This is a genomic window from Pseudoroseicyclus sp. CXY001, assembly GCF_041714655.1.
Taxonomy (GTDB): Bacteria; Pseudomonadota; Alphaproteobacteria; order Rhodobacterales; family Rhodobacteraceae; genus Pseudoroseicyclus_A.
In genome coordinates, this window is record NZ_CP168219.1 from 2505967 (window position 1) to 2530439 (window position 24473).

Annotated in this window: 25 protein-coding genes; 12 read left to right on the forward strand and 13 right to left on the reverse strand. The window is 70.8% G+C overall.

The window, feature by feature from the left end:
• Positions 1-15: 15 nt before the first annotated feature.
• The 8 genes from ACAZ03_RS12205 to ACAZ03_RS12240 all read right to left on the reverse strand — a co-directional run bounded on the left by ACAZ03_RS12205 (position 16) and on the right by ACAZ03_RS12240 (position 6652).
• Positions 16-393 (reverse strand): VOC family protein, encoded by a 378-nt coding sequence (locus ACAZ03_RS12205; protein WP_373353940.1) that lies wholly within the window; start codon positions 391-393, stop codon positions 16-18.
• Positions 394-405: 12 nt separating this feature from the next.
• Positions 406-996: a sigma factor gene (locus tag ACAZ03_RS12210; RefSeq protein WP_373353941.1), complete on the reverse strand. Its 591-nt coding sequence runs from the start codon at positions 994-996 to the stop codon at positions 406-408.
• Complete coding sequence (locus tag ACAZ03_RS12215) at positions 993-1787, reverse strand: amino acid ABC transporter permease (RefSeq protein ID WP_373357079.1); 795 nt, start codon at positions 1785-1787, stop codon at positions 993-995. The genes ACAZ03_RS12210 and ACAZ03_RS12215 overlap by 4 nt, the downstream gene beginning before the upstream one ends.
• A gap of 9 nt (positions 1788-1796) precedes the next feature.
• Complete coding sequence (locus tag ACAZ03_RS12220; protein ID WP_373353943.1) at positions 1797-2588, reverse strand: transporter substrate-binding domain-containing protein; 792 nt, start codon at positions 2586-2588, stop codon at positions 1797-1799.
• 293 nt (positions 2589-2881) lie between these two features.
• Entirely contained in the window at positions 2882-3940 is a 1059-nt protein-coding gene (locus tag ACAZ03_RS12225) for a ThiF family adenylyltransferase (RefSeq protein WP_373353945.1), read from the reverse strand.
• Entirely contained in the window at positions 3940-4404 is a 465-nt protein-coding gene (dut, locus tag ACAZ03_RS12230) for a dUTP diphosphatase (RefSeq protein WP_373353947.1), read from the reverse strand. The genes ACAZ03_RS12225 and dut overlap by 1 nt, the downstream gene beginning before the upstream one ends.
• A gap of 71 nt (positions 4405-4475) precedes the next feature.
• Positions 4476-5699, reverse strand: a complete 1224-nt coding sequence (coaBC, locus tag ACAZ03_RS12235; protein WP_373353949.1) for a bifunctional phosphopantothenoylcysteine decarboxylase/phosphopantothenate--cysteine ligase CoaBC — start codon at positions 5697-5699, stop codon at positions 4476-4478.
• A gap of 74 nt (positions 5700-5773) precedes the next feature.
• Entirely contained in the window at positions 5774-6652 is an 879-nt protein-coding gene (locus tag ACAZ03_RS12240; RefSeq protein ID WP_373353951.1) for an RNA polymerase factor sigma-32, read from the reverse strand.
• Between the two features lie 92 nt (positions 6653-6744).
• Here ACAZ03_RS12240 and cobU point away from each other — a divergent pair, with 92 nt between their 5' ends.
• From cobU to ACAZ03_RS12260, 4 genes are all read left to right on the forward strand, one after another.
• Positions 6745-7254: a bifunctional adenosylcobinamide kinase/adenosylcobinamide-phosphate guanylyltransferase gene (gene cobU / locus ACAZ03_RS12245; protein WP_373353953.1), complete on the forward strand. Its 510-nt coding sequence runs from the start codon at positions 6745-6747 to the stop codon at positions 7252-7254.
• A complete protein-coding gene (locus ACAZ03_RS12250) occupies positions 7251-7832 on the forward strand; it encodes a histidine phosphatase family protein (RefSeq protein WP_373353954.1) in 582 nt (193 codons plus the stop codon). Before cobU ends, ACAZ03_RS12250 begins: the two co-directional genes overlap by 4 nt.
• A 77-nt stretch (positions 7833-7909) precedes the next feature.
• Positions 7910-8599 carry a glutathione S-transferase gene (locus tag ACAZ03_RS12255; RefSeq protein WP_373353956.1) on the forward strand — a complete coding sequence of 230 codons (690 nt, stop codon included), beginning with the start codon at positions 7910-7912 and terminating at the stop codon, positions 8597-8599.
• Between the two features lie 55 nt (positions 8600-8654).
• Positions 8655-10166, forward strand: coding sequence for a YifB family Mg chelatase-like AAA ATPase (locus ACAZ03_RS12260; RefSeq protein WP_373353958.1), 1512 nt, complete (start codon positions 8655-8657; stop codon positions 10164-10166).
• Here ACAZ03_RS12260 and gshB read toward each other — a convergent pair.
• The 3 genes from gshB to rsmI all read right to left on the reverse strand — a co-directional run bounded on the left by gshB (position 10163) and on the right by rsmI (position 12427).
• Complete coding sequence (gshB, locus tag ACAZ03_RS12265) at positions 10163-11104, reverse strand: glutathione synthase (RefSeq protein ID WP_373353960.1); 942 nt, start codon at positions 11102-11104, stop codon at positions 10163-10165. The two genes, ACAZ03_RS12260 and gshB, sit on opposite strands and share 4 nt — an antisense overlap.
• Before the next feature lie 61 nt (positions 11105-11165).
• A complete protein-coding gene (locus ACAZ03_RS12270) occupies positions 11166-11558 on the reverse strand; it encodes a YraN family protein (protein WP_373353962.1) in 393 nt (130 codons plus the stop codon).
• Positions 11555-12427: a 16S rRNA (cytidine(1402)-2'-O)-methyltransferase gene (rsmI, locus tag ACAZ03_RS12275; RefSeq protein ID WP_373353964.1), complete on the reverse strand. Its 873-nt coding sequence runs from the start codon at positions 12425-12427 to the stop codon at positions 11555-11557. Before rsmI ends, ACAZ03_RS12270 begins: the two co-directional genes overlap by 4 nt.
• 140 nt (positions 12428-12567) lie before the next feature.
• On the opposite strand from rsmI, the gene ACAZ03_RS12280 reads away from it, so the two are divergent.
• The 3 genes from ACAZ03_RS12280 to murJ all read left to right on the forward strand — a co-directional run bounded on the left by ACAZ03_RS12280 (position 12568) and on the right by murJ (position 18415).
• Positions 12568-13752 carry a penicillin-binding protein activator gene (locus ACAZ03_RS12280; RefSeq protein ID WP_373353965.1) on the forward strand — a complete coding sequence of 395 codons (1185 nt, stop codon included), beginning with the start codon at positions 12568-12570 and terminating at the stop codon, positions 13750-13752.
• Positions 13712-16552, forward strand: coding sequence for a [protein-PII] uridylyltransferase (locus ACAZ03_RS12285; protein WP_373353967.1), 2841 nt, complete (start codon positions 13712-13714; stop codon positions 16550-16552). Before ACAZ03_RS12280 ends, ACAZ03_RS12285 begins: the two co-directional genes overlap by 41 nt.
• Positions 16553-16840: 288 nt before the next feature.
• Entirely contained in the window at positions 16841-18415 is a 1575-nt protein-coding gene (gene murJ, locus ACAZ03_RS12290) for a murein biosynthesis integral membrane protein MurJ (RefSeq protein ID WP_373353969.1), read from the forward strand.
• A 15-nt stretch (positions 18416-18430) separates the two neighbouring features.
• Here murJ and ACAZ03_RS12295 read toward each other — a convergent pair whose 3' ends face one another.
• The gene (locus ACAZ03_RS12295; protein ID WP_373353970.1) at positions 18431-19105 is read right to left on the reverse strand and encodes a rhomboid family intramembrane serine protease; all 675 of its coding nucleotides are present in this window, start codon (positions 19103-19105) and stop codon (positions 18431-18433) included.
• Positions 19106-19181: 76 nt separating this feature from the next.
• On the opposite strand from ACAZ03_RS12295, the gene trpS reads away from it, so the two are divergent.
• The 3 genes from trpS (at position 19182) to ACAZ03_RS12310 (ending at position 22019) form a co-directional block, all read left to right on the forward strand.
• Complete coding sequence (trpS, locus tag ACAZ03_RS12300; protein ID WP_373353972.1) at positions 19182-20198, forward strand: tryptophan--tRNA ligase; 1017 nt, start codon at positions 19182-19184, stop codon at positions 20196-20198.
• 185 nt (positions 20199-20383) lie between these two features.
• Positions 20384-20887 (forward strand): VOC family protein, encoded by a 504-nt coding sequence (locus ACAZ03_RS12305; protein WP_373353974.1) that lies wholly within the window; start codon positions 20384-20386, stop codon positions 20885-20887.
• A 265-nt stretch (positions 20888-21152) separates the two neighbouring features.
• Positions 21153-22019: a branched-chain amino acid aminotransferase gene (locus ACAZ03_RS12310; RefSeq protein WP_373353976.1), complete on the forward strand. Its 867-nt coding sequence runs from the start codon at positions 21153-21155 to the stop codon at positions 22017-22019.
• A gap of 69 nt (positions 22020-22088) precedes the next feature.
• Here ACAZ03_RS12310 and irrA read toward each other — a convergent pair whose 3' ends face one another.
• Positions 22089-22517: an iron response transcriptional regulator IrrA gene (gene irrA / locus ACAZ03_RS12315; protein ID WP_373353978.1), complete on the reverse strand. Its 429-nt coding sequence runs from the start codon at positions 22515-22517 to the stop codon at positions 22089-22091.
• 201 nt (positions 22518-22718) lie between these two features.
• Between irrA and fabA the strand changes: the two genes are divergently transcribed.
• Together fabA and fabB are read left to right on the forward strand one after the other, a co-directional pair.
• A complete protein-coding gene (fabA, locus tag ACAZ03_RS12320; protein WP_373353979.1) occupies positions 22719-23231 on the forward strand; it encodes a bifunctional 3-hydroxydecanoyl-ACP dehydratase/trans-2-decenoyl-ACP isomerase in 513 nt (170 codons plus the stop codon).
• A 10-nt stretch (positions 23232-23241) separates the two neighbouring features.
• Complete coding sequence (gene fabB, locus ACAZ03_RS12325) at positions 23242-24471, forward strand: beta-ketoacyl-ACP synthase I (protein WP_373353981.1); 1230 nt, start codon at positions 23242-23244, stop codon at positions 24469-24471.
• Positions 24472-24473 lie beyond the last annotated feature (2 nt).

Sequence of the window (24473 nt, forward strand, 5' to 3'; positions counted from 1 at the left end):
GGGCCGGCCCCGCCCTCAGCGCGGCTTGGCGCCGTCCTGATAGAGCGAGACGATATGCCCGTCGGGGTCCGTCACCTCGGCCGACCAGCCGCCCGGGGCATGGCTGACGGGGGTCATCAGCGTCGCGCCGCCGGCGACGAGGCTGTCCACCACGGCATCGATGCCGCCCTCGTCGAGATCGAAGACGATCATCGGGCAATTGCCGGTCTTCGGTTCGCCCTTGAAGAACAGCAGGTCCACCCCGCCAGCGGTCGGCGCCATGAGGAAGTCGCCGGTGTCGTCATCGAGAATGCGCGTGACCTCGAGCCCGACGACGTCGCGCCAGAAGGCCTCGGTCCTGTCGATGTCGCTGACCCAGTAGAAGATGTTGGTGATGGTCTTGGCCCCGAGCATGGCTGGCTCCTTTCAGGTTGTCTCACCGGGATGTTGCCGCGGCGGGCGGTTCCGTGAGGCGGAGACGAGAAAAAAATGTCCGTCGGGGTCGTGGCTGGCGAAGAGCGCCTCCGGCCGGCGGGCCAGCGCCGCGCCGAGCGCGGGGCGGAGCGCCCCGCCGGCGCCGGGCCGCTCCGGCGGGCGGGGCCGGCCGGCGAGCTGACGGCGGAGCGCCGAGAGGCGCTGGCGCAGCGCCGTGTCGGTGAGGCCGAGGAGCCAGCGAATCTCGGCCCGGGTGCAGCCGGCGGCGGCGAGCCGGGCCACCTGCGCGAGGGCGGGCGGCAGCGGCGGCAGCGGCCCGGTCTCGGGCGGCTGGTCGGGGGCCGCGGCCTCCGCCCAGGCAATCTCCCGCGCGCGCCGGCGCCCCGCCCCCCGCGCCGCCATCGCGGCCTGGCGGCGGATCACCCCGGCGATCCAGGGCAGGTCCGCCTCGGTCAGGCGCCCGGCCTCGTGGGCGGCGACCAGCGCCTCCTGCACGAGATCCTCCGCCTCCTCCGCCCGGCGCGCATGACGGCGCGCGAGCGCCAGGAGCCGGCCGCGATGCGCCGGCGTGAGGGCACTCACCGCCGGTTCATCCCGCGCTCGATGCGCCGGAGCCCCAGGGACAGGCCGATGGTCATGGTGAGGTAGAGGAGCGCCACGACATTGTAGGTCTCGAAATAGCGGAAGTTGCCCGCCGCCGTGACCTTGCCGAGCTGGGTGATGTCGGTGACGCCGAGCACCGAGACCAGCGAGGAATCCTTCACCATGGCGACGAAATCGTTGCCGAGGGGCGGCAGGATCAGCCGGAAGGCCTGGGGAAAGGTCACGAGCCGGAAGCGCTGCCAGCGCGACAGGCCGAGCGAATCTGCCGCCTCGAGCTGGCCCTTGTCGACAGCCAGAAGCCCGGCGCGGAAGACCTCCGCCAGAAAGCTCGCATAGGCGAGGATGAGCGCGATCACCGCCCGCCAGAGCAGCGGGAAGTCGCGGCCCCGGAGCGGTTCCATCCCCGTCCAGGCGGTCGCCCAGTTCCAGAACGAGACGAGCGCCGGGGCGAGGACGAAGGCGACGTAGAGCAGGAGCACGATGATCGGCACCCCGCGCATCACCTCGACATAGAGCCGCGAGACCTCGCGCAGGATCCGGCTCTTCGAGAGCTGCATCGCGGCGAGGCCGAGCCCGAGAAGGCAGGCCCCCGCATAGCCGATCACCGTCACGAGGACGGTGATGAAGATCCCCTTGCGCAGCGTGGAGAGGACGGCGGCGTAATGCTCGTCGGTCAGCACCTGCCAGAACAGGTAGACCCCGGTGACGGCGAGGATCGCCAGCCACCAGGGGAATTCCCGATCGGGGGACCGTCCCGTGCGGGGCGGCAGAAGCAAGCCTTATTCGCCCATCTTGTAGTCGAGGAACCAGGTGGTGTTGAGCGCGTCGAGCGTGCCGTCGGCTTCCATCGAGGCGATGGCGGCGTTGATCGGTTCGACGAGCTCGGAGCCCTTCGGGAAGATGAAGCCGAAATCCTCGGTGCCGAGCGGCTCGCCCACGACCTTGAGGCTGCCCTCGGAGGCGGCGACATAGCCGTTGCCGGCGGTGCCGTCGGTCAGGACGAGGTCGACATCGCCGTTGCGGAGCGCCTCGACGCCGGCGCCGAAGGTCTCGAAGAGCTTGATGCGGGGATTGGCCTCGTCGCCGTCGAGCACGTCGTAGACGCCGACGTAGAAGGGCGTCGTGCCCGGCTGGGCGGCCATGAGGAGGTCTTCGTCGGCGGCGAAGGAGGCGGCGTCGGAGAAGCGCTCCTCATCGCCGCGGACAAGCATGACCATCTGCGAGGTCATGTAGCTGTCGGAGAAGTCGACGACCTCGGCGCGATCCTCGCGGATGGTGATGCCGGTCATCCCCATGTCGAACTGGCCCTCGGCCACGGCGGGGATCATCGCATCCCAGGAGATGGTCTCGTAGGTCACCGTGGCGTTGAGGCGCTCGGCGATCTCGGCCATGGCGTCATATTCCCAGCCGATGGGCGTGCCCTCGGCATCGAGGAATTGCAGCGGCGGATAGGCGTTCTCCGTCGCGATGACGATCTCCTGCCCGCCGAGGTCCGGCAGGTCCTGGGCGGCGGCGGGGGCGGAGAGCGCGGCGATGGCGGCGGCAGCCGCGGCGGCGAGGGTGAGGCGCATGTGAGGGAACTCCCTGTTGAGGTCAGGATTGCGGCGGCGAGTATGACCCGCGGCGGGGCGGAGGCAAGGGTCGTGACGACTTTATCGCTGGGGTTGGAGGGGGATCTCAACGTGCTGTCGGAGGCGTGGGCGCGCCTCCCAAAAAATTCTTCGAGAAGAATTTTGGCCCCCGATCCGGCCGGCGGACCCGGCGGAGAGGGCGGAGCCGGGGGGCTGTCTGCCCCCGGTCGCCCTGAAAGGCGACTCCCCCCGAGGATTTCGGGGAGCAAAGACATGGGGGGCCGGGCGCTGGCCTAGCCTGCCGCCTCCCCGCAGACCGGGCAGTCGGGGCGGCGCTTGATGGCGATGACCTGCGTCTCGGCATGGAGCCCGTCGTAGATCATCAGCCGGCCGCGGAGGCTCTCGCCCGCGCCGGTGATCGCCTTCACCGCCTCCATCGTCATCATCGCCCCCAGCACCCCCGGCAGCGGCGCGGCGACGCCCGCGACGGCGCAGGAGGGCACGAGCTCGGGCGCCGGTGCCTCGGGAAAGATGCACCGGTAACAGGGCCCGCCGCCGGCTGGGTGCCAGAGGCTGATCTGCCCCTCCCAGGGCGTCAGCGCCGCGCCGATCAGCGGCACGCCCGCCGCCACGCAGGCGGCGTTGACGGTGTAGCGGGTGGCGATGCTGTCGGTGCCGTCGAGGACGAGGTCATGGCCGGCGACGAGCGCGGGCGCGTTGGCCTCGGTCACCGGCTCCGCCACCGGGACGATGTCGACATGGCGGTTGAGGGCGCGGAGGGCGGCTGCGGCGCTCTCGACCTTCGGGCGGCCGACCATGGCCTCGGTATGGATCACCTGGCGCTGGAGGTTCGTCTCTTCCACCACATCGCCATCGGCGATGGTGATCCGCCCCACCCCGGCGGCCGCGAGATACTGCAGCGCCGGCGCTCCCAGCCCCCCGGCCCCGATGACGAGCACCCGCGCCGCTTTCAGCCGCGCCTGACCGGGGCCGCCGATCTCCTGCAGGATGATGTGGCGGGCATAGCGGCGGAGCTCGGCCTCGCCGAGGGCGCCCGGGGGCGGCGGCTCCTCCGCCCCGGCGTCCAGATGCCCCGGCCGCGCCCGGGCGCGGAGCCAGCGGAGCCCGGCGCCATAGGCCGCGGCGATCACCAGCGCCGCCAGCACCAGCGCCCAGAGGCGGGCGTCGCCCCCCGTCGCCATGCGGAGCGGATGGCCGGCCGGCAGGGCAAGCTGCGCAGCGAGGACCAGCGCGAAGAGCGCGCCGACGGTCACGAGCCGGGCCCGCCGGCTGGCCCCGAAGAGCCGGCCGAGGAGCCACAGGCCCAGCGCCAGCGCGAGCACCAGCAGCATCAGCCCGTCCCGGTGGAGCCGAAGCCGCCGCCGCCCCGCGCCGTCTCGCTCAAGGCCCCCACCACCCGGAAGGCGGCGCGCGTCACCGGGGCGAGCACCGCCTGCGCCACGCGCATCCCGTGCGTCACGTGGATCGGCTCGGCCCCGGCGTTGAGGAGGATCACCCCGAGCGGCCCCCGGTAATCGCTGTCGATGGTGCCGGGGCTGTTGGGCAGCGTCAGCCCGTGCTTCAGCGCGAGGCCGGAGCGGGGGCGCACCTGCAGCTCATAGCCCTCCGGCACCGCGATGCGGAGGCCGGTGGGGATCAGCGCCCGCCCGCCGGGGGCGATCTCCACCCCCTCCCGCGCGCCCTCGGGGAAGTTGGCGCGCAGATCCGCGCCCGCCGCGCCCGCCGTCTCGTAGGCCGGCAGCGGCAGGGAGGTGTCGGCGCCCTCCACCCAGGTGATCTGGACCTCGATCTCCATCCTGTCTCCTCGACGGCGGCCTGCCCCGGCTAAGCACGCCGGAAGAAAGGCCGCCCCCCTCTCGCTTTCTTTCAAATACTCCCGCCGGAGGCTCCCGACCCTGTCGCCAGCGCCTCCGCCAGCTTCATGGCGAGCCGCTGCGCCACCTGGCGCTTCGACATGCGCGGCCAGTCCTCCGCCCCCTCGGCGGTGATCAGCGTCACCGCATTCTCGGTGCCGCCCATGATGCCGGTGCCGGGGGAGACGTCGTTGGCGAGGATCCAGTCGCAGACCTTTCGCTGCCGCTTGGCGGCGGCGTGCTCGGCCACCCGCTCCGTCTCCGCCGCGAAGCCGACGACCAGCCGGGGGCGCTGCGGCCCGGGGGTGGAGAGGCGGGCGAGGATGTCGGGGTTCTCGACGAGGCGGAGGTCCGGCAGGCCGCCCGCCTCCTTCTTCATCTTCTGGCCCGAGGCCTCCGCCACGCGCCAGTCGGCGACGGCGGCGGCGCAGATGGCGGCATCGGCGGGCAGCGCCGCCTCGGCGGCGGCCAGCATCTGGGCGGCGGTTTCGACGCGCACGACCTTGACGCCCCCGGGCGGCGGCACCTCCGCCGGGCCGGTGATGAAGGTCACCTCCGCCCCGAGGCCCGCCAGCGCATCGGCAATCGCCGCCCCTTGGGCGCCGGAGGAGCGGTTGGCGATGTAGCGCACCGGGTCGATCGGCTCATGCGTGGGGCCGGAGGTCACCAGCACATGGCGGCCCTTGAGCGGCCCGTCGGCCAGCGCGGCGCCCACCGCGGCGACGATGGCCGGCACCTCGGCCAGCCGGCCGGGGCCGAATTCGCCGCAGGCCATCGGCCCCTCGTCCGGCCCGACGAAGAGGATGCCGTCGCCCTCCAGCACCTCCCGGTTTCGCCGGGTCGCCGGGTGGCCCCACATGCGCACGTTCATCGCGGGTGCGAGGAGCACCCGCTTGTCGGTGGCGAGGAGCAGCGTCGAGGCCATGTCATCCGCCAGCCCGGCCGCCATCTTCGCCATCAGATTGGCGGTGGCCGGGGCGACGACGATCAGGTCGGCGGCGCGGGAGAGCTCGATATGCCCCATCTTCGCCTCCTGGGAGAGGTCGAAGAGCTCGGTGATCACCTCGCGGCCCGCCAGCGCACCGACGGAGAGGGGCGTCACGAATTCCGCCGCCGCGCGGGTCATCACGGGCGTGACCTCGGCGCCGGCATCGCGCAGGCGCCGGATCAGATCCAGCGCCTTGTAGGCCGCGATGCCGCCGCCGATGATGAGAAGGATGTGCCGTCCGGCCAGCATGCCCGTGCCCCCTACTGCACCCGGTAGTCAGGCGCAAAGCTAGGCGCTCCGCCGCCCGGGGGCAATGAGGGCGCTCAGTGCAGCAGTTCGCGCAGGCCTGGCTGATGCGTCTCGAGATCGCGGCGCATCTTGCCGAAGGCGCCGGCCTCGAGCTGCCGCACACGCTCCTTGGAGAGGCCGAGCTCCGCGCCGAGGCTCTCCAGCGTCCGCGGGTCTTCCGTCAGGCGCCGTTCGCGCAGGATGAACCGCTCGCGCTCGCTGAGCGCATCCATCGCGACGCGGAGCCAGCTTTGCAGCGCTTCCAGCCCCTGGCGGCCCGAGACCTCGGTCTCGGGATCGGCATCCTCCGAGGGGATCGTCTCGATCCAGTCGCGGCCGCCCTCCTCGTCGCCGCCCTGGGCGACGTTGAGCGAGAAGTCGGAGCCGGCGAGCCGGCCCATCATCATCTCGGCGTCGCGCTGCGGCACACCCAAAGCCTTGGCGATCGCATCGGCCCGCTCGACGGGCGACACCTGCCGCCCCTCGGCGGCGGCATTCGCGTCGATCTCGGCCGAGACCCGGCGGAGGTTGAAGAAGAGCGACTTCTGGCTGGCCGTCGAGCCCGTCCGCACCAGCGACCAGTTGCGCATGACGTAATCCTGCACCGAAGCGCGGATCCACCAGATGGCATAGGTCGAGAATCTGAGCTGCCGTTCGGGGTCGAATTTCTCCGCCGCCTTCATGAGGCCGAGCGAGGCTTCCTGCACCAGATCGGCCATCGGCGCGCCATAGCGCCGGTAGCGACTTGCCACCGAGATCGCCAGCCTTAGGTATGCGGTGGTGAGGCGGTGCAACGCCGCCTCGTCCCGGTCATCCCGCCAGGCGCGGGCAAGTGCGAACTCGGTCTCGGCGTCGAGCCATTCGGCGCGGAGCGCCTCGTCCTTAAGATCGTGATCGGGGTCCGTTCTTGCCATACTTTTTTTAAGGCCAGCGGGCTGGCCCTTCCCTCTCTGTGGCTCCACTCTGAAAAGTCAAACGCGCGGAGCGGCCGAAGGGTTCTTAAAAAATGTTGAACGGACTCACTTTGGTGATCGGCGGGGCGGCCTCAGGCAAGTCCGCCCATGCCGAAAGGCTGGTGATGGAGGGGCCGGGGCGCCCCGTCTACATCGCCACGGCCGAGGCGCATGATACTGAAATGTCAGAGAAAATCTTGCGCCATCGAGAGCGGCGGGACCAAGCCTGGCGCGAGGTCGAAACCTCCGCCGGGCTGCCGGCGGAGCTCCGCTCATGCGCCGCGGACGAGGTCGTGCTGGTCGATTGCGCCACCATGTGGCTGACGGCGCGCTTTCTTGCCGAGGAGGACCTTGCCGCCGCGACCGAGGCCCTGCTGGACGCTCTCGCCGCCTGCCCGGCGGCGGTGGTGATCGTCACCAACGAGATCGGCCTCTCGCCGGTGCCGGACCATCCGATGGCCCGCGCCTTCCGCGAGGCGCAGGGCGCGCTCAACCAGCGGTTGGCGGCAGCGGCGGATCGCGTCGTGGCCGTCTGGGCCGGCCTGCCCCTGGTGCTCAAATGAGCGGCTGCACCTGGCACTGGGTCCGCCACGGGCCGACGCATGAGAAGGCCTTCACCGGCTGGCGCGACGTGCCGGCCGACCTCTCCGACACCGCCGCCATCGCCCGGCTCTCCGCCGCGCTGCCGGAGGAGGCGATCCTCGTCGCCTCCGACCTGGCCCGCGCCTCCGCCACGGCGGACGCGCTCGGCACGTCGCAACAGCACCGCCGCCGCCTGCCCGACAGCCGCGCCCTCCGCGAGTTCGACTTCGGGGCCTGGGACGGCGCCACATTCGATGTCGTCGCCAGCCGCTGGCCCGACCTCTCCCGCGCCTATTGGGAGGATCCCGGCCCCCATGCCCCGCCCGAGGGCGAAAGCTGGGACGCGGCCGCCGCCCGCGTCGCCGCCGGCGTCGCCACGTTGGAGGCCGCCCACCCGCGCGCGACCTTCATCGCCGTCGCGCATCTGGGAGTGATCCTCACCCGCTTTGCCGCGGCGGCGGGGCTCCCCCCGCGCAAGGCCATCGGCCAGCACATCGCCCCCCTGTCGGTCACCACGCTCTCCCCCGGCAGCGTACAGCGCATCAATCACTGTCCGTGATCGTCTTCGCCACAATTCATCGCTTCCCGTGATGCGGGGGCGCCCCTAGGCTCCGCCGAAACTTGCAGGAGACACGCATGGGCTACCGCCTCTTTATCGGCGATCAATCCTTCTCCAGCTGGTCGCTGCGCGGCTGGCTGATGTTCGAGGCCTTCCACCTGCCGGCGGAGGTGGTCGAGGTCGGGCTCTATTCCGGCACGATGGCGGAGGATCTCGCGCCCCTCGCCCCGGCGCGGCTGGTGCCGGCGATGAGCACGCCCGAGGGCGCGGTGGTCTTCGACACGCTGGCGATGGCGGAGACACTGGCCGAGCGGCACCCGGGCCTTTGGCCCGACGATCCCGCCGCCCGCGCCTTCGCCCGCTCGATCACGGCCGAGATGCATTCGGGCTTCACGGCGCTCCGCAGCGAATGCCCGATGTATCTCCGCCACGCCTGGGCGGGCTTCACGCCGTCGGAGGCGGTGACGGCCGACCTCGCCCGCATCGAGCTCCTCTGGCGGACCGCCCGCGCCCGCCACGGCGCGCCGGACAGCCCCTGGCTCTTCGGCCGCTATTCTCTGGCCGATGCCTTCTATGCGCCCGTGGCGCTCCGCATCGCCGGCTACGGCCTGCCGGTCAGTGACGAGGCGGCCGCCTATGTCGCCGCCCATCTGGCGCATCCCGCAGTCATCGCCTGGCGCGCTGCGGGTCAGGCGAAGAGCTACGAGACCCTGCCCTACCAGCAGGACCTGCCAGAGGCCCCCTGGCCCGGGCCGGAGGAGCCTTAACGCTTTCTAAACCATCCCGCCGCAGGCTTGCCCGAGGGCAATCACGCGGGGGCACATGGTGGCACTGGCCTATGGCGTCGCCTTCGAGGGCGTGGAGGCGCGGCTGGTCGAGGTGCAATGCGCGATGTCGCCGGGCCTGCCCGGCTTCGCCCTCGTCGGCCTGCCCGACAAGGCGGTCAGCGAGGCGAAGGAGCGGGTGCGCGCCGCGCTCGGGGCGCTGAACGTCGCTCTGCCGTCGCGGCGCATCATCATCAACCTCTCCCCGGCGGATCTGCCGAAGGAGGGCGCGCATTTCGACCTCGCCATCGCGCTCGCCCTCCTGGCCGCGCTCGATGTCGTCCCCGCGGAGGCGGTGGCCGGCGCCGTCGCCATCGGCGAGCTGGCGCTTTCCGGCGCGCTCCTGCCGGTGATCGGCGCGCTCCCCGCCGCCATGGCGGCGGCGGAGGCGGGGCGCGGGCTCTTCTGCCCGCGCGCCGTCGGGCAGGAGGCGGCGTGGGTCGGCGGCGCCGAGGTGATCGCCGCCGCCAGCCTCGGCGAGATCATCGGCCACCTGACCGGCGCGCATCCCCTCGCCCCCTCCGAACCCGGCCTCGTCACCGAGCCTCCGGGCGCCCGCGACCTCGCCGAGGTCAAGGGGCAGGAGCGCGCCAAGCGGGCGCTGGAGATCGCCGCCGCCGGGCGCCACCATATGCTGATGGTCGGCCCGCCCGGCTCCGGCAAGTCGATGCTCGCCGCCCGGCTGCCCTCGATCCTGCCCGATCTGACGCCCGAGGAGGCGCTCGAGACCTCGACGATCCATTCCCTCGCCGGGCTGATCTCCGAGGGCGGGCTTTCCCGCACAAGGCCCTTCCGCGAGCCGCATCACTCCGCCTCGATGGCCGCCATCGCCGGCGGCGGGCGGAAGGCGGCGCCGGGCGAGATCAGCCTCGCCCACAACGGCGTTCTCTTCCTCGACGAGCTGCCGGAATTCTCCCGCGTCGTGCTCGAGACGCTCCGCCAGCCGATCGAGACCGGCGAGGTGGTCATCGCCCGCGCCAATGCCCACAGCCGCTATCCCTGCCGCTTCCTGCTGATCGCCGCCGCCAACCCCTGCAAATGCGGCCATCTGGCCGACCCGAACCGCGCCTGCAACCGCGCGCCCAATTGCGGCGAGGATTACCTCGGCCGCATCTCGGGGCCGCTGATGGACCGGTTCGACCTGCGCGTCGACGTGCCGCCGGTCGCCTTCCGCGACCTCGACCTGCCGGCCTCGGGGGAGGGCTCGACGGAGGTGGGGGCGCGGGTCCGTGCCGCGCGGGCGCTGCAGGCGAAGCGATTCGCGGGCAGCCCCCTCCGCCAGAACGCCGATGCCGAGGGAAAGGCGCTGGAGGAGTTGGCGACGCCCGATGCCGAGGGGCGCGAATTGCTCCTCAAGGCCGCCGAGCGCTTCTCGCTGACGGCCCGGGGCTATCACCGGGTGCTGCGCGTGGCGCGGACGATCGCCGACCTCGCGGGCTCGGCCGAGGTCCGCCGCCCGCATGTGGCCGAGGCGGTGAGCTTCCGCCTGAAGATCGCGCCGCCCTCCTAGGCGCGCTTCGCCTCGATCGCGTCCCAGATCAGCGCGGCGCCATTGGTGCCGTCGAAGCGCTCCAGCTCCTGCAGGCCGGTGGGGGAGGTGAGGTTGATCTCCGTCAGCCAGTCGCCGATGACGTCGATGCCGACGAAGATCTGCCCCTTCTCCTTGAGGAGCGGGCCGATGGCCGCGCAGATCTCGCGGTCGCGCTCGGTCAGCGCCACCTTCTCCGCCCGGCCGCCGACATGCATGTTCGAGCGGGTCTCGCCGGCCTGCGGCACGCGGTTGATGGCGCCGATGGGCTCGCCATCGACGAGAATCACCCGCTTGTCGCCCTTCGCGACGGCCGGCAGGAATTTCTGCGCGATGAGCGGCTCGCGGCTGATCTGGCTGAACATCTCGTGGAGCGAGGCCAGGTTGCCGTCCTCCGCATGCAGCTTGAAGACCCCGGCGCCACCGTTGCCGTAGAGCGGCTTGACGATGATGTCGCCGTGTTTCGCACGGAAGGCGCGCAGGGTGGCGAGGTCGCGGGCGATGGCGGTGGGGGGCGTGAGCTCGGGGAAGGAGAGGACGAGCAGCTTCTCGGGGTAGTTCCGAACCCAGAACGGGTCGTTGACCACGAGCGTACCCGGGTGGATCAGGTCGAGAAGATGCGTCGAGGTGATGTAGGACATGTCGAACGGCGGATCCTGCCGCAGCCAGACGACGTCGAACGCCTTCAGATCGACCTCCTCCTCCGCCCCGAAGCTCACATGGTCGCCGCGCACCCGGCGCAACTCCGCCCGGCGACCCCGCGCCGTCACCCGGCCCTCCTGGAAGGCGAGCTTGTCCGGCCCGTAGACGAAGATCTCGTGCCCGCGCTCCTGCGCCTCCAGCGCGATGCGGAAGGTGGAATCGGCGTCGATATCGACGCCCTCGATCGGGTCCATCTGGAAGGCGACCTTGAGGGCCATGGCTGCTCCGGCTTTGTTGCTGCGATGCCTCGCCGATCAGCCGGGAGGTCCTCCCGCCGACTTAGGCCTCAAAGACGGCATTGTGAAGGACGCGCACCTCTCCCCTGCCATCGACCAGCGCCACGTCGATACGGAACGGGGTCATCAGCCCGCGCGGGCGGCGGGAGACATAATCGCAGGCCGATTGCATGATCCGCTCCTGTTGGCGCCGGCTCAGGCGCAGCGCCGCGGCATCATGGGTGGCGGCCTTCTTGACCTCGATGAAGACGATGTCTTCGTCGTCCTCGGCGATGATGTCGATCTCGCCGTAAAGGCCGCGCCAGCGCCGCTCCATGATCTCGTGGCCGTCGGCGGCGTAATGTTCGGCGACGATCTCTTCGGCCGCCTGCCCGGCGACATGGCTGAGCCGCCCGCGCCGCGCGCGGATCTCGCCGAGACTGGCGGCAGCAGTCATCGCTGCTTCTCCAGCTCGAGCGCCGCCTGATAGACCTGCCGCTTCGGCAGGCCGAGGGCGCCGGCCACCGCATTCGCGGCATCCTTCACCCGCATCGTCTGCATGGCCTCGCGCAAGGCAGCCTCCATATCCCCGGTTTCGGCGCCGCCCTTGGGCGCCCCGCCGATCACGACCACGATCTCGCCCTTGGGCGCCTCCGCGAGCCCCTCCGCCAGCGCGCCGAGGCTGCCCCGGCGCACCTCTTCGAAGCGCTTGGTGAGCTCGCGGCAGAGTGCCGCCGGCCGGTCTGTTCCCAGAATATTCACCAAATCACTGAACAATTCGCTAACGCGCCGCGGCGATTCATAGAGCACCATGGTGAAGGGATGCGCGCGAAGCTCGGCCAGCGCGGTCCGCCGCGCCTCGGCCGCGGCCGGCAGGAAGCCGAGGAAGGTGAAGCGGTCCGTCGGCAGGCCGGCCACCGCCAGCGCCGCCAGCACGGCCGAAGCGCCGGGCGCCGAATGGACGGGCACGCCCGCCGCCACCGCATCACGCACCAGAGCATAGCCGGGGTCTGACACCAGCGGCGTTCCCGCCTCGCTGACATAGGCGAGCGAGCCGCCGGTCTTGAGGGGCTCCAGCAGCGCCGCCCGCGCCGCCGCGCCCGAATGGTCGTGATAGGCCGTCAGCCGGCGCCCGCCGAGCTTCACCCCGTGGATATCCATCAGCTTGCGCGCCGTCCGCGTGTCCTCCGCCGCCAGCGCATCGGCCCGGGCCAGAAGATCGAGCGCCTTCAGGGTGATGTCATCCGCCGCGCCGATCGGCGTGGCCACCAGATGCAGCCCCGGAGGGATCGGCGCGCCGCCGGAAACCTGTCTGCCGGAATTCATGCCTAGACCCTTTCGTCCCCCGCCCTATGATATTGGCAACCGCCGCCCCGGCCGCGCGCCCCCCGCGCGCAAGGCCTCGGCAGGACAACCATGCCCCGAAGAGCCAGACCGGCCGAAGGGGAGCGAGGGAGAGGACCCCTATGTTCGCCCAATTTACCATTACCGGCAAGGCCGCCGCCTCGCGCCTTCTTGCCATCCTGTCACTCGTCTGGCTCTCGGCCTGCGCCGTCTCGACGGCGCCCGGCAGCGGCCCCGCGCCCGAGCTGGAATCCGGCGCCGCCGTGCCGGTGGCGCTGCTCGTCCCCGCCGGCTCGGGCGTTTCGACCGATGAATTCGTCGCCCGCTCGCTGGAGAACGCCGCCCGGCTCGCGATGGCCGATCTCACGGGCGTGCAGATCGACCTGCGGGTCTATCCGACCGGCGCCTCGCCCTCCGGCGCCACCTCGGCCACGGTGCAGGCGATCAACGACGGCGCCAAGATCATCCTCGGGCCGCTCTATGCCGAAAGCGCCAATGCTGCCGGCGTGGCCGCGGCCAGCTCCGGCGTCAACGTCCTCGCCTTCTCGAACAACCCCTCCATCGCCGGGGGCAATGTCTTCATCCTCGGGCCGACCTTCGCCAGCATCGCCGACCGGCTCGTGAGCTACGGCGGGCGCCAGGGGCTCGACACCTATCTCGTCGCCTATGGGGACGACCTGCAGGGCCAGCTCGGGCGCGACGCCATCGTCAGCGCCGTGAACCGCTTCGGCGGCACCGTCGCCGCGGTCGAGAGCTACAACCTCACCCAGCAGGACATCGTCGCCGCCGCGCCCGGCATCGCCGCCGCCGCCCGCTCCACCGGCGCCGATGCGATCTTCCTGACGGCCGGCGTCAATGCCGACCTGCCGATCATCGCCACCGCCCTGCCGGACAACGGCATGACGCCCGATACCGTCCGCTATCTCGGCCTGACGCGCTGGAATGCCGTGCCGCAGGCGCTGACCCTGCCCGGCCTGCAGGGCGGCTATTTCACCCTGCCGAACGAATCGACCACCCGCGCCTTCGAGAGCCGCTACTCCGCCGCCTATGGCGAGGCGCCGCACCCGGTCGCCGGGCTCGCCTATGACGGCATGGCCGCCATCGGTGCCCTTGCCGCCTCGGGCCGCGGCGACGCGCTCAGCCGCGCCGCGCTCACCCAGCGCCAGGGCTTCTCGGGGACGCAGGGCATCTTCCGGCTCCTCGGTGACGGCACCAACGAACGCGGCCTCGCGGTCGCCACGATCCAGAACTCGCAGGTTGTCATCGTTGACCCAGCTCCCAGCAGCTTCGGTGGCGCCGGCTTCTAGGCCCGGCGACACCGACACGTTCCAACGCTTCACCGCACCGCCCCCCGGCGGGCTCTGCCGTCCGCCGGAGGTCATCTTCGACGAGCCCCGGGTGCGGGCCGAGCTCGCGGAGGCCCTAGCGGCCACCGCCGAAGCCGGGGGCGGCCCGCGTGACAAGCGGACCGCCGCGGCGAAGGTGCTCATGGCGGCCCGCCAGCGCGGCATGGCCGAGATCGAGGCAGCGCTCGCCGCCGAGCCCCGCCGCGCCGCGCCCGTCACCCATGCCATCGCCTGGCTGACGGATTGCCTGACGACCCTGGTGCTCGAGACCTGCCAGACGCATCTGCATCCGCAGGGCACCCCGAGCCAGGCCGAGCGCATCGCGATCGTCGCCGTGGGCGGCTACGGCCGGGGCGAGATGGCGCCCTCCTCCGACGTCGATCTGCTCTTCCTGACCCCCTACAAGATGACCGCCTGGGCGGAGAGCCTCATCGAATCGATGCTCTATCTGATGTGGGATCTGAAGCTGAAGCTCGGCCACGCCTCGCGCACCATCAAGGAATGCCTCCGCCTCGCGCGCGACGATTTCACCATCCGCACCTCGCTCCTCGAGGTCCGCCACCTCGCCGGAGACCCCGCGCTCACCAGCGAGCTCTCCCGCCGGCTCCGCCGCGAGCTCTTCATGGGCAGCGAGAGCGAGTTCGTCGCCGCCAAGCTGCAGGAGCGGGACGAGCGCCACCGCAAGCAGGGCGGCCAGCGCTATGTCGTCGAGCCGAACGTGAAGGAGGGCAAGGGCGGCCTCCGCGACCTGCAGTCGCTCTACTGGATCGCCAAATACGTCTATGACGTGCGCTCCGCCGCCGCGCTCGTCCGCAAGGGCGTCTTCCGGCCGGAGGAATATGCCGCCTTTGCCGCGGCGGAGGATTTCATCTGGGTGGTGCGCTGCCACCTGCATGTGCTGACCGGCCGCGCGATGGACCAGCTCACCTTCGACCTGCAGGTCGAGGTGGCCGAGCGCATGGGCTACCGCGACCGGGGCGGCCGCCGCGCCGTCGAGCAGTTCATGACCGAGTATTTCCGCCATGCCACCCAGGTGGGCGAGCTGACGCGGATCATGCTGACGGCGCAGGAGGCGATCCACGTCAAGGCGGCGCCGAAGCTGACCTCGCTCATGCGCCGCCGCCCCCGCGTCCGCCCGCCCTATGCGATCAAGCAGAACCGGCTGACAATAGGCGACGAGGCGCTCTTTCTCGCCGACAAGCTGAACATCCTGCGGATCTTCGAGCAGGCCCTGCGCGCCGGAACGCTCGTCCATCCGGATTCGCAGCGGCTCCTCTCGGCCCATCTCGACCTCATCGACGACGAGATGCGCGAAGACAAGACGGCGAACCGGATCTTCATCGACCTGCTTCTGAAACACGGCAACCCGGAGCGGGCGCTCCGGCGGATGAACGAGATCGGCGTCCTCGGGGCCTTCATCCCCGAATGGCAGCACATCGTCGCAATGGTGCAATACAACATGTATCACCATTACACGGTCGACGAGCACACGATCCAATGCGTCTCAACGCTGGCGCAGATCGAGCGCGGGCTCCTCAAGGAAGAGCTGCCGATCGCCAGCCGCATCCTCGAGGCCGGGGTCAACCGCAAGGTGCTCTATGTCGCCGTGCTGCTGCATGACATCGGCAAGGGGCGGGACGAGGATCATTCGATCCTCGGCGCCCAGATCGTCCGCCGCCTCGCGCCCCGGCTGGGGCTCAGCAAGCGCGAGGTGACGACGGTCGAATGGCTGGTGCGCTACCATCTGCTCATGTCCGACATGGCGCAGAAGCGCGATATCTCCGACCCGCGCACCGTGCGCGACTTCGCCAAGCTCGTGACCAGCAAGGAGCGGCTGGACCTGCTGACGGTGCTGACGGTCTGCGACATCCGCGGCGTCGGCCCGGGCACCTGGAACAACTGGAAGGCCATGCTGATCCGGGGCCTCTACCGGGCGACCGAACAGGCGCTGGCCGGCGGGCTCGAGGCGCTCAACCGCACGGCGTTGGAGAACGAGGCGAAGCGCGACCTCCGCGCCGCGCTGGAAGGCTGGGACGCGAAGGACGTCCGCACCGAGATCGCCCGCCATTACGGGCCCTACTGGCAGGGCCTGCCGGTGGAGGCGCATGCCCGCATCGCCGAGATGCTGCGCGAGCTGGGGCCCGACGAGATCCGCCTCGACCTCACCCCCGACGAGGGCCGCGACGCGACGCGGGTGCTCTTCTCGATGGCCGATCACCCGGGCATCTTCAGCCGCGTGACCGGCGCCCTGGCCCTCGCCGGCGCCAATGTGGTCGACGCGCGCATCTACACGACCCGCGACGGCTTCGCGACGGCGGCCTACTGGGTGCAGGATGCGGAGGGCCATCCCTACGAGACGGAGCGCCTGCCCCGGCTCCGCCAGACGATCCTGAAGAGCCTCAAGGGCGAGGTGGTCACCCGCGACGCCATCCGCGGCCGCGACAAGATCAAGAAGCGCGAGGCGCGCTTCACGGTGCCGACCTCGATCACCTTCGACAACGATGCCTCCGACATCTTCACCGTGATCGAGGTGGATACGCGCGACCGGCCGGGCCTGCTCTACGATCTGACGCGGCAGCTCGCGAACATGAACGTCTACATCTCCTCCGCCGTCATCGCGACCTATGGCGAGCAGGCGGTGGACACGTTCTACGTGAAGGACATGTTCGGCCTGAAATTCCAGTCTGAGTCGAAGCGCGCCCAGGTGGAAAAGCGGCTCCGCGAGGGCATCGCCACCGGCGCCGAGCGCGCGCGCTCCTGACCCTGCCGCGCGCCGCCCCCTTGCGGTAGCGTCTCGTGAGCCGGCTGGCGGGGCGCGCGCCCTGCCCTTATGATCGCCGGCGACCGCGCCCGCGAAGAGGCGCCAGGGGGCAGTCATGACCGAGCACAACCTCATCCACCCGATCCTCCTCCCCCTTTCATCTGGCCGAAAATACCTCGGGGGTCGCCATTGGTGCGCCATTGGTTCGAGAACCAATGGCGACGGGGCTGGCCCCCACTCCCGCAGGTGCCACCCGCGCCGCCGCCCGCAGCTTCAGGAGCACCGCCCGTGAAGGCCCCCACCCTCATCCGCGGCTTCGTCACCGTCGGCGGCTGGACGCTCCTCTCCCGCGTGCTCGGCTTCGCCCGCGACATCGCCATCGCCGCCGCGCTCGGCGCCGGGCCGGTGGCGGAGGCCTTCCTCGTCGCCTTCTCGCTGCCCAACATGTTCCGCCGCTTCTTCGCCGAAGGGGCGTTCAACATGGCCTTCGTGCCGCTCTTCTCCAAGAAGCTCGAGGGCGATGCGGAGGAGGCGGGAGACTTCGCCGCCGATGCCTTCGCCGGCATGGCCTTCGTCCTGACGCTCTTCTCGGTGGCGGGCGTGCTCCTGATGCCGCTGCTCGTCGTCGCCATGGCCTCGGGCTTCCTCGAAGACGAGCGCTTCCCGCTCGCCGTCGCCTATGGCCGCATCGCCTTTCCCTATATCCTCTTCATCTCGCTGGCGGCGCTCCTCTCCGGCGTGCTCAACGCCTCGGGGCGCTTCCTCGCCGCCGCCGCCGCGCCCGCGCTGCTGAACATGATTTTCCTCGCCGCGCTCGTGGTCGGCTGGCTCCTCTTCGGCGCCGAATTGGGGGAGGCGACAGTCGAGCGCTTCGGCCTCGCGCTCGCCTGGGCCGTGCCGCTCGGCGGCGTCTCCCAACTCGCGCTCGTCTGGCTCGCCGCCGCCCGCGCCGGCTTCCGCCTGAAGCTCCGCCGGCCGCGCCTGACGCCGGACCTCCGCCGGCTCTTCCGCATCGCGGTGCCCGCGGCGCTGGCGGGCGGCGTCGTGCAGGTGAACCTCCTCGTCGGCCGTCAGGTCGCGAGCTTCTTCGAAGGTGCCGTCGCCTGGCTCAACTATGCCGACCGGCTCTACCAGCTCCCCCTGGGGACCGTCGGCATCGCCATCGGCATCGTGCTCCTGCCCGATCTCTCGCGCCGCCTCGCCGCGGGGGACGTGGCCGGCGGCCGCGACGCCTTCTCGCGCGCGGTCGAATTGTCGCTCGCCCTGACGCTGCCCGCCGCCGTGGCTCTGGTGGCGATCCCGCTGCCGCTGATCTCCGTCCTCTTCGAGCGGGGGGCCTTCGATGCGGGGGACACCGCCGCCACGGCGCTGGCGCTCGCCATCTACGGCGCGGGCCTGCCGGCCTTCGTGCTGCAGAAGGCGCTCCAGCCGCTTTACTACGCCCGCGAGGACACGCGGGCGCCCTTCCGCTTCGCGCTTGTCGCGATGGTGGTCAATGCCGTCGTGGCCATCGGCCTCGCGCCGGTCATCGGCTTTCAGGCGGCGGCCTGGGCGACGACGCTGGCGGGCTGGGCCATGGTGGCGCTCCTCTGGCACGGCGCGCGGGCCATGGGGCCGGCGGCCCGGCTCGACGCCCGCGCGCTCGCCCGCCTGCCGCGCATCCTCGCCGCCTCCTTCGGCATGGGCGTGCTGCTGGTGCTGCTGGCCGCCGGGCTCTCGGGGCCGCTCGGCTCGGAGCATTGGCGCTACCCGGCGCTGGCGGGGCTCGTGCTCGCCGGAATGGTCAGCTACTTCGCGCTCGGCCACCTCGTCGGCGCGTTCCGCCTGTCGGAGTTCCGGCGCAACTTCCGGCGGCGGCGCTAGAGGGTCCGGGCGCGCTCAGCGCATCCGCAGGCGCGCGACGAGCTGTCTCGTGCCGCCGGGGATGAGCAGGATGGAAAGGAGGAAGCCGGCGACGAAGCCGCCGAGCTCCGCCACCCAGACCGGGTCATTGCCGAAGAGCAGCGAGAAGACGAGCTGGATCGCCAGAAGCACGCCGACGAGCCGGAAGGCGACGAGCTGGTTGCCGCCGGTCTGCCGCAGGCGCAGCCACATCAGGCAGGTGAACCCGCCGATCAGCCCGTAATCGAGCGGCCAGAGCCCGAAGAGCGGCACCCGCCCGGGCACGAAGATGCCGAAGGCCACCGCCCCCGCCGCGCCCGAGACGATCATCAGGAGGAGGAGCCTCCACGGGCCGATCACCTCCCCCACCCATTTGCCCAAGGCGAGCAGGATGGCACCGCCGAAGAGCGCCTGGATCGCCGAGCCGTGGACGACGAGGTAGGTCAGGAGCCGCATCACCATATCGGGCGCCAGGTTGCCGCGCCAGATCTGCTCCCAGACCGCCGGCGAGAAGCCGAAGCGGCCGATCGCCTCAAGCCGCCAGCCGATACCCGTCGGGCCGCCGACGAGCCCGTAGTCGGCGAGGCTGAGCACCACTTCCATCGCGACCACGATGGCGGCGACGGCCAGCACCGGCCACGGCAGGGCATTGATGGCGCTCTCGCGTTGCATGGGCGGCGGCTCCGGTTGACCTCAATTCCGCGCCTCTGGTAAGCCAGCCCGCAGCCTTTTGCCAGCGAGACGCCTCATGACATCCCCCAGCTTCGCCCCCCGCGTGTTTTCCGGGATCAAGCCGTCCGGCGGCCTGACGCTCGGCAATTACCTCGGCGCGATCAAGCGCTGGGTCGGGATGCAGGGGCCGGATTTCGAGACGATCTACTGCGTCGTCGACCTGCACGCGATCACCGTCTGGCAGGACCCGGCCGAGCTGGCCGCCGCGACCCGCGAGGTTGCCGCCGGCATGCTCGCCTCGGGCATCGACCCCGAGCATTCGATCCTCTTCAACCAGGCTGCGGTGCCGGAGCATGTCCAGCTCGGCTGGATCTTCAACTGCGTCGCCCGGGTCGGCTGGATGAACCGCATGACCCAGTTCAAGGACAAGGCCGGCGACAATGCCGAGGCCGTGTCGCTGGGGCTTTATGCCTATCCGGCGCTGATGGCCGCTGACATCCTTCTCTATCACGCGACGCATGTGCCGGTCGGCGAGGACCAGAAGCAGCATGTCGAGCTCACGCGCGACATCGCCCAGAAGTTCAACCATGACTTCGGCCGCGAGTTCTTCCCGCTGACCGAGCCGGTCACGGAAGGGCCGGGGATGCGGATCATGAACCTGCGCGACGGCACCAAGAAGATGTCGAAATCGGGCGAGAGCGACATGGAGCGCATCAACATGCTCGACGATGCCGACACGATCGCCAAGAAGTTCAAGAAGGCGAAGACCGACCCCGAGGGCCTGCCGGAGGATGTCGCGGGCCTCAAGGCCCGGCCGGAGGCGAAGAACCTCGTCGACATCTACGCCGCGCTCTCCGACCAGTCCGCCGAGGCGGTTCTGGCGGAGTTCGGCGGGGCGGGCTGGGGCCGCTTCAAGCCGGCGCTGGCCGATCTGGCGGTCGACAAGCTCGCCCCCATCTCCAGCGAGATGCGGCGGCTGATGGCCGACCCGGCGGAGATCGACCGGCTCCTCGCCCGCGGCGCCGAGCGCGCCCGCGGCATCGCGGCGCCGATCCTGAAAGAGACCTACGAGATCGTCGGCCTGGTCTCCTGAGACCCCCATCGGTCACCTCCGGGTGACCTCTTGCGGCAAGGGCGTGGCCGCCCGATCTTTGCAGGGCAGATGCAACAGGAGACGGCCATGATCGCCATCGCTCTCTCAGCCCTCGCCCTCGCGGCGCTCGCCCGTGCCGCCCGGCCCGCTCCGGTGCCGGTCCCCATCCCGGTGGAGACCCGGCGATGAGCAAGGCCCCGCCCGAGACGCGCATCGGCCATGTGCACCTGAAGGTCTCCGACCTCGAGCGGTCGATCGCGTTCTACCGCGACGTGCTCGGCTTCGACGAGGTGATGCGCTACGGCCCCTCCGCCGCCTTCCTCTCGGCCGGCGGCTATCACCACCATATCGGCCTGAACACCTGGGACTCGCGCGGCGGCCCGCCGGCGCCCCGGGGCAGCGCCGGGCTCTATCACACCGCGATCCTCTATCCCGACCGGGCCTCGCTCGCCGAGGCGCTGCAGCGGGTCATCGCCGCCGGCGTGCCGCTCTCCGGCGCTGCCGATCACGGCGTCTCGGAGGCGATCTATTTCGACGATCCCGACGGCAACGGGGTGGAGATCTACCGCGACCGGCCCCAGGCCGACTGGCCGCGCGCGGCGGACGGCAGCATCGCGATGAGCAACACGCCCCTCGATCTGCAGGCCCTCCTCGCCGAGGCGGCGCCAGACAGGCTGTCACAAGACTGAATCGGGGCGCGCCTAACCTGCCGTCACCCGGGACTCGCATCCCGGCGTCCCCCGCGTCGGCCCGACCCTGCCGATGTACCTCAGCGCGCCCGGGCCTGCCTCCCGGGCGCGCTTTTTCGCGCCCGGTCCGGCGGCGCGCCGTTCCGACCCCCGCCCCTCTCGCCGTCCCCGCCCCTCTTGGCGCCCCCGCCCACTTGCCGCCCCCGCCCCGCCCGCCTACCCTCCGCCGGTCTGGCAAGGGGCCGGTCTGGCAGGGGAGCGCGCGATGGCGACGGGGCAGAACATCCGGACTTGGTTCGAGGGACGCTGGCATGAGGGCGACGCCTATATCCTGCGCGCCGCCGATCATGGCGCCTGGCTCGGCTCCGGCGTCTTCGACGGGGCCCGCCTCGCCCATGGCCTCGTCCCCGACCTCGGCCGCCACTGCGCCCGCGTGAACCGCTCCGCCGAGGCGATGCTGCTGCAGCCTTCCATGAGCGTGGAGGAGATCGAGGCGATCACCCGCGAGGGGCTGAAGCTCTACGCCCCCGGCAGCGCCGTCTATATCCGGCCGATGTACTGGGCGATCGAGGGCGGGCTCTCGGCCATCCTGCCGGCCGAGGCGCCGCCGGGCTTCGCCATCTGCCTCGAAGAGATTCCAATGCCGCCGGAGGATGCCGCCGTGCGGCTCTGCCGTTCGTCCTTCCGCCGGCCGGTGCTGGAAAGCTCGGTGGTCAATGCCAAGGCCGGGGCGCTCTACCCGAACAACGCTCGGATGCTGGCGGAGGCGCAGCGGCGCGGCTTCCAGAACGCCCTTGTCGCCGACGCGCTCGGCAACCTCGCCGAAAGCGCCACCTCCAACGTCTTTCTGGTGAAGGACGGCGAGGTCTTCACCCCGGTGCCGAACGGCACCTTCCTCGCCGGCATCACCCGCGCCCGGCACATCGCGAACCTCCGCGCCGACGGGGTGATCGTGCACGAGACGGTGCTGAGCTTCGCCGATGTCCATGCGGCGGATGAGGTCTTCCTCACCGGCAACATGGCCAAGGTCACCGCCGTCTCCGCCTTCGAGGAGACTGTGTTCACCCCCGGCCCCATGACCGCCCGCGCCCGGTCGCTCTATTGGGACTGGGCGGCTTCCGAGCCGCTCTGACGCTTTTCATCCGGCCGGACATTTCCCGGGAACGCGCCGGAGCCAGCCCCCGGCCTAGGCCCTGCCGCCTCAGCCGCGGCGCCGGAGCCGGATCACCACGTCGACGGAGGCCACCTCCGCGCCCTCGGGCGGGGTCGGCAGGCGGGCGATCTCCAGCTCGGCAAGAGGCGCATCGGTGAGCGTGCCGCTCTCTTCCCAGTAGAAATGCGGGTGATCGGTGTTGTTCGTGTCGAAATAGCTCTTCGACCCATCGACACGGATCTCACGCAGGAGCCCGCAATCGCAGAAGGCGCCGAGCGTGTTGTAGACCGTGGCGAGCGAGACGCTCTCGCCGCGCGACAGCGCCGCCTCGTGCAGGCCTTCCGCGGTGACATGCCTGTCGCGCCCGTCACCGACGAGAAGGGCGGCAAGGGTCAGGCGCTGGCGCGTCGGGCGGAGGCCCGCCTCGCAGAGCCAGTCTGAGGCGCGCGCCTCGAAGGTTGGGGTGTCATCATGCATGGCGGTGACAAGATAAGACCCGAGGGCCCGCAGTTTCAACGGCTTTCGACGCAGCGATGCATCCAGGCGCCTCTGACGCCCCCTCCCCGGCGCGTCGCGGCCCCGGCCCTTGCCCTCTTTCGCCTCCGGGTGATAGTGGGGCACCACACGGCCGGGGGCTCGACGCCCGCCGGCGGCAGGTGATGTTTGCAAGGGGAAGGCATGGCGGATTTTCCGACCCGGTTTGACAAGGATGCCCTTCTGGCCTGTGCCCGGGGCGAGCTCTTCGGCCCCGGCAATGCCCAGCTTCCCGAACCTCCGATGCTGATGATGGACCGGATCACCGAAGTGTCCGGCGATGCCGGCGCGAACGGCAAGGGCCATATCGTCGCCGAGCTCGACATCACGCCCGACCTCTGGTTCTTCCCCTGCCACTTTCCCGGAAATCCGGTCATGCCCGGCTGCCTGATGCTCGATGGCCTGTGGCAGCTCACCGGGTTCAACCTCGGCTGGCGCGGCTGGCAGGGCCAGGGCTTCGCGCTCGGCGTCGGCGAGGTGAAGCTCTCCGGCATGGTGCGGCCCGACCGCAAGCTCGTGCGCTATATCGTCGATTTCACCCGGGTCATCGACCGGCGCCTCAAGATGGGCGTGGCCGATGGCCGGGTGGAGGCGGACGGCGAGACCGTCTGCGAAGTCAAGGACATGAAGGTCGGCCTTGCGGCCGCCGAAGGCTGAGGGGGAAGCGATGCGCCGCGTCGTCGTCACGGGCCTGGGGATCGTCTCGCCCATCGGCAATACTGCCGCCGAGGTGACGGAGGCGCTCCGCGCCGGCCGCTCCGGCATCGAGGCCAGCGAGGAAATGGCCGAACACGGCTTTCGCAGCCAGGTCGCGGGCACGCTGAAGATCGACCCCAAGGAGCATCTCGACAAGCGGACGCTCCGCTTCATGGGGCCGGGCGCCGCCTATGCCTATCTGGCCATGCAGCAGGCCATCGCCGATGCGGGGCTTGAGGAGGCGGAGGTCTCGAACATCCGCACCGGGCTCATCGCCGGCTCCGGCGGGCCCTCGACCTCTGCCCTCTTCGCCGCCCATCAGGCGGTGCTGAACACCGGCAGCCCTAAGCGCATCGGCCCGCTCGCCGTGCCGAAGGGCATGAGCTCCACGATCAGCGCCAACCTCTCGACCGCCTACAAGATCAAGGGGATCAACTATTCGATCACCTCGGCCTGCTCGACCTCGCTGCATTGCATCGGCGCGGCCGCCGAGCAGATCCAGATGGGCAAGCAGGACGTGATGTTCGCCGGCGGCGCCGAGGAGCTCGACTGGACGCTCTCCTGCCTCTTCGACGCCATGGGCGCCATGAGCTCCAAGTACAACGACACGCCCGCCAAGGCCTCCCGCGCTTTCGACGCCGGCCGAGACGGCTTCGTCATCGCCGGCGGCGGCGGCATCGTGGTGCTGGAGGAGCTGGAGCACGCCAAGGCCCGCGGCGCGAACATCCTCGCCGAGGTCACCGGCTTCGCCGCGACCTCCGACGGGCACGACATGGTGGCGCCCTCCGGCGAGGGCGGCGAGCGGGCGATGCGGCTGGCGCTGCAGACGCTCCCCGAAGGCCGCAAGGTCAGCTACATCAACGCCCATGGCACCTCGACCCCGGTCGGCGACGTGGGCGAGGTGGAGGCGGTGCGCCGCGTCTTCGGCGAGGGCACCACGCCCCCCATCTCCTCCACCAAGTCGATGACCGGCCACGCGCAGGGCGCGGCCGGGGCGCTGGAGGCGATCTTCTGCCTTCTCATGCTCAAGGACGATTTCATTGCCCCCTCGATCAACATCGAGGCGCTCGACGAGGCGCTGAAGCCCGAAGAGATCGCGATGAAGACCGTCGAGAGCGCCGGGCTCGATACGGTCATGACCAATTCATTCGGCTTCGGCGGCACCAACGGCTCGATGCTGCTCTCGCGGTTCAAGGAATAGAT

Bases quoted from the DNA above. Each gene is read 5' to 3' on its own strand.
- ACAZ03_RS12205 (WP_373353940.1), bottom strand. From the start codon at position 393: ATGCTCGGGGCCAAGACCATCACCAACATCTTCTACTGGGTCAGCGAC.
- ACAZ03_RS12220 (WP_373353943.1), bottom strand. From the start codon at position 2,588: ATGCGCCTCACCCTCGCCGCCGCGGCTGCCGCCGCCATCGCCGCGCTC.
- ACAZ03_RS12225 (WP_373353945.1), bottom strand. From the start codon at position 3,940: ATGCTGCTGGTGCTCGCGCTGGCGCTGGGCCTGTGGCTCCTCGGCCGG.
- dut (WP_373353947.1), bottom strand. From the start codon at position 4,404: ATGGAGATCGAGGTCCAGATCACCTGGGTGGAGGGCGCCGACACCTCC.
- coaBC (WP_373353949.1), bottom strand. From the start codon at position 5,699: ATGCTGGCCGGACGGCACATCCTTCTCATCATCGGCGGCGGCATCGCG.
- ACAZ03_RS12240 (WP_373353951.1), bottom strand. From the start codon at position 6,652: ATGGCAAGAACGGACCCCGATCACGATCTTAAGGACGAGGCGCTCCGC.
- cobU (WP_373353953.1), top strand. From the start codon at position 6,745: ATGTTGAACGGACTCACTTTGGTGATCGGCGGGGCGGCCTCAGGCAAG.
- ACAZ03_RS12250 (WP_373353954.1), top strand. From the start codon at position 7,251: ATGAGCGGCTGCACCTGGCACTGGGTCCGCCACGGGCCGACGCATGAG.
- ACAZ03_RS12255 (WP_373353956.1), top strand. From the start codon at position 7,910: ATGGGCTACCGCCTCTTTATCGGCGATCAATCCTTCTCCAGCTGGTCG.
- ACAZ03_RS12260 (WP_373353958.1), top strand. From the start codon at position 8,655: ATGGTGGCACTGGCCTATGGCGTCGCCTTCGAGGGCGTGGAGGCGCGG.
- gshB (WP_373353960.1), bottom strand. From the start codon at position 11,104: ATGGCCCTCAAGGTCGCCTTCCAGATGGACCCGATCGAGGGCGTCGAT.
- ACAZ03_RS12270 (WP_373353962.1), bottom strand. From the start codon at position 11,558: ATGACTGCTGCCGCCAGTCTCGGCGAGATCCGCGCGCGGCGCGGGCGG.
- rsmI (WP_373353964.1), bottom strand. From the start codon at position 12,427: ATGAATTCCGGCAGACAGGTTTCCGGCGGCGCGCCGATCCCTCCGGGG.
- ACAZ03_RS12280 (WP_373353965.1), top strand. From the start codon at position 12,568: ATGTTCGCCCAATTTACCATTACCGGCAAGGCCGCCGCCTCGCGCCTT.
- ACAZ03_RS12295 (WP_373353970.1), bottom strand. From the start codon at position 19,105: ATGCAACGCGAGAGCGCCATCAATGCCCTGCCGTGGCCGGTGCTGGCC.
- trpS (WP_373353972.1), top strand. From the start codon at position 19,182: ATGACATCCCCCAGCTTCGCCCCCCGCGTGTTTTCCGGGATCAAGCCG.
- ACAZ03_RS12305 (WP_373353974.1), top strand. From the start codon at position 20,384: ATGAGCAAGGCCCCGCCCGAGACGCGCATCGGCCATGTGCACCTGAAG.
- ACAZ03_RS12310 (WP_373353976.1), top strand. From the start codon at position 21,153: ATGGCGACGGGGCAGAACATCCGGACTTGGTTCGAGGGACGCTGGCAT.
- irrA (WP_373353978.1), bottom strand. From the start codon at position 22,517: ATGCATGATGACACCCCAACCTTCGAGGCGCGCGCCTCAGACTGGCTC.
- fabA (WP_373353979.1), top strand. From the start codon at position 22,719: ATGGCGGATTTTCCGACCCGGTTTGACAAGGATGCCCTTCTGGCCTGT.
- fabB (WP_373353981.1), top strand. From the start codon at position 23,242: ATGCGCCGCGTCGTCGTCACGGGCCTGGGGATCGTCTCGCCCATCGGC.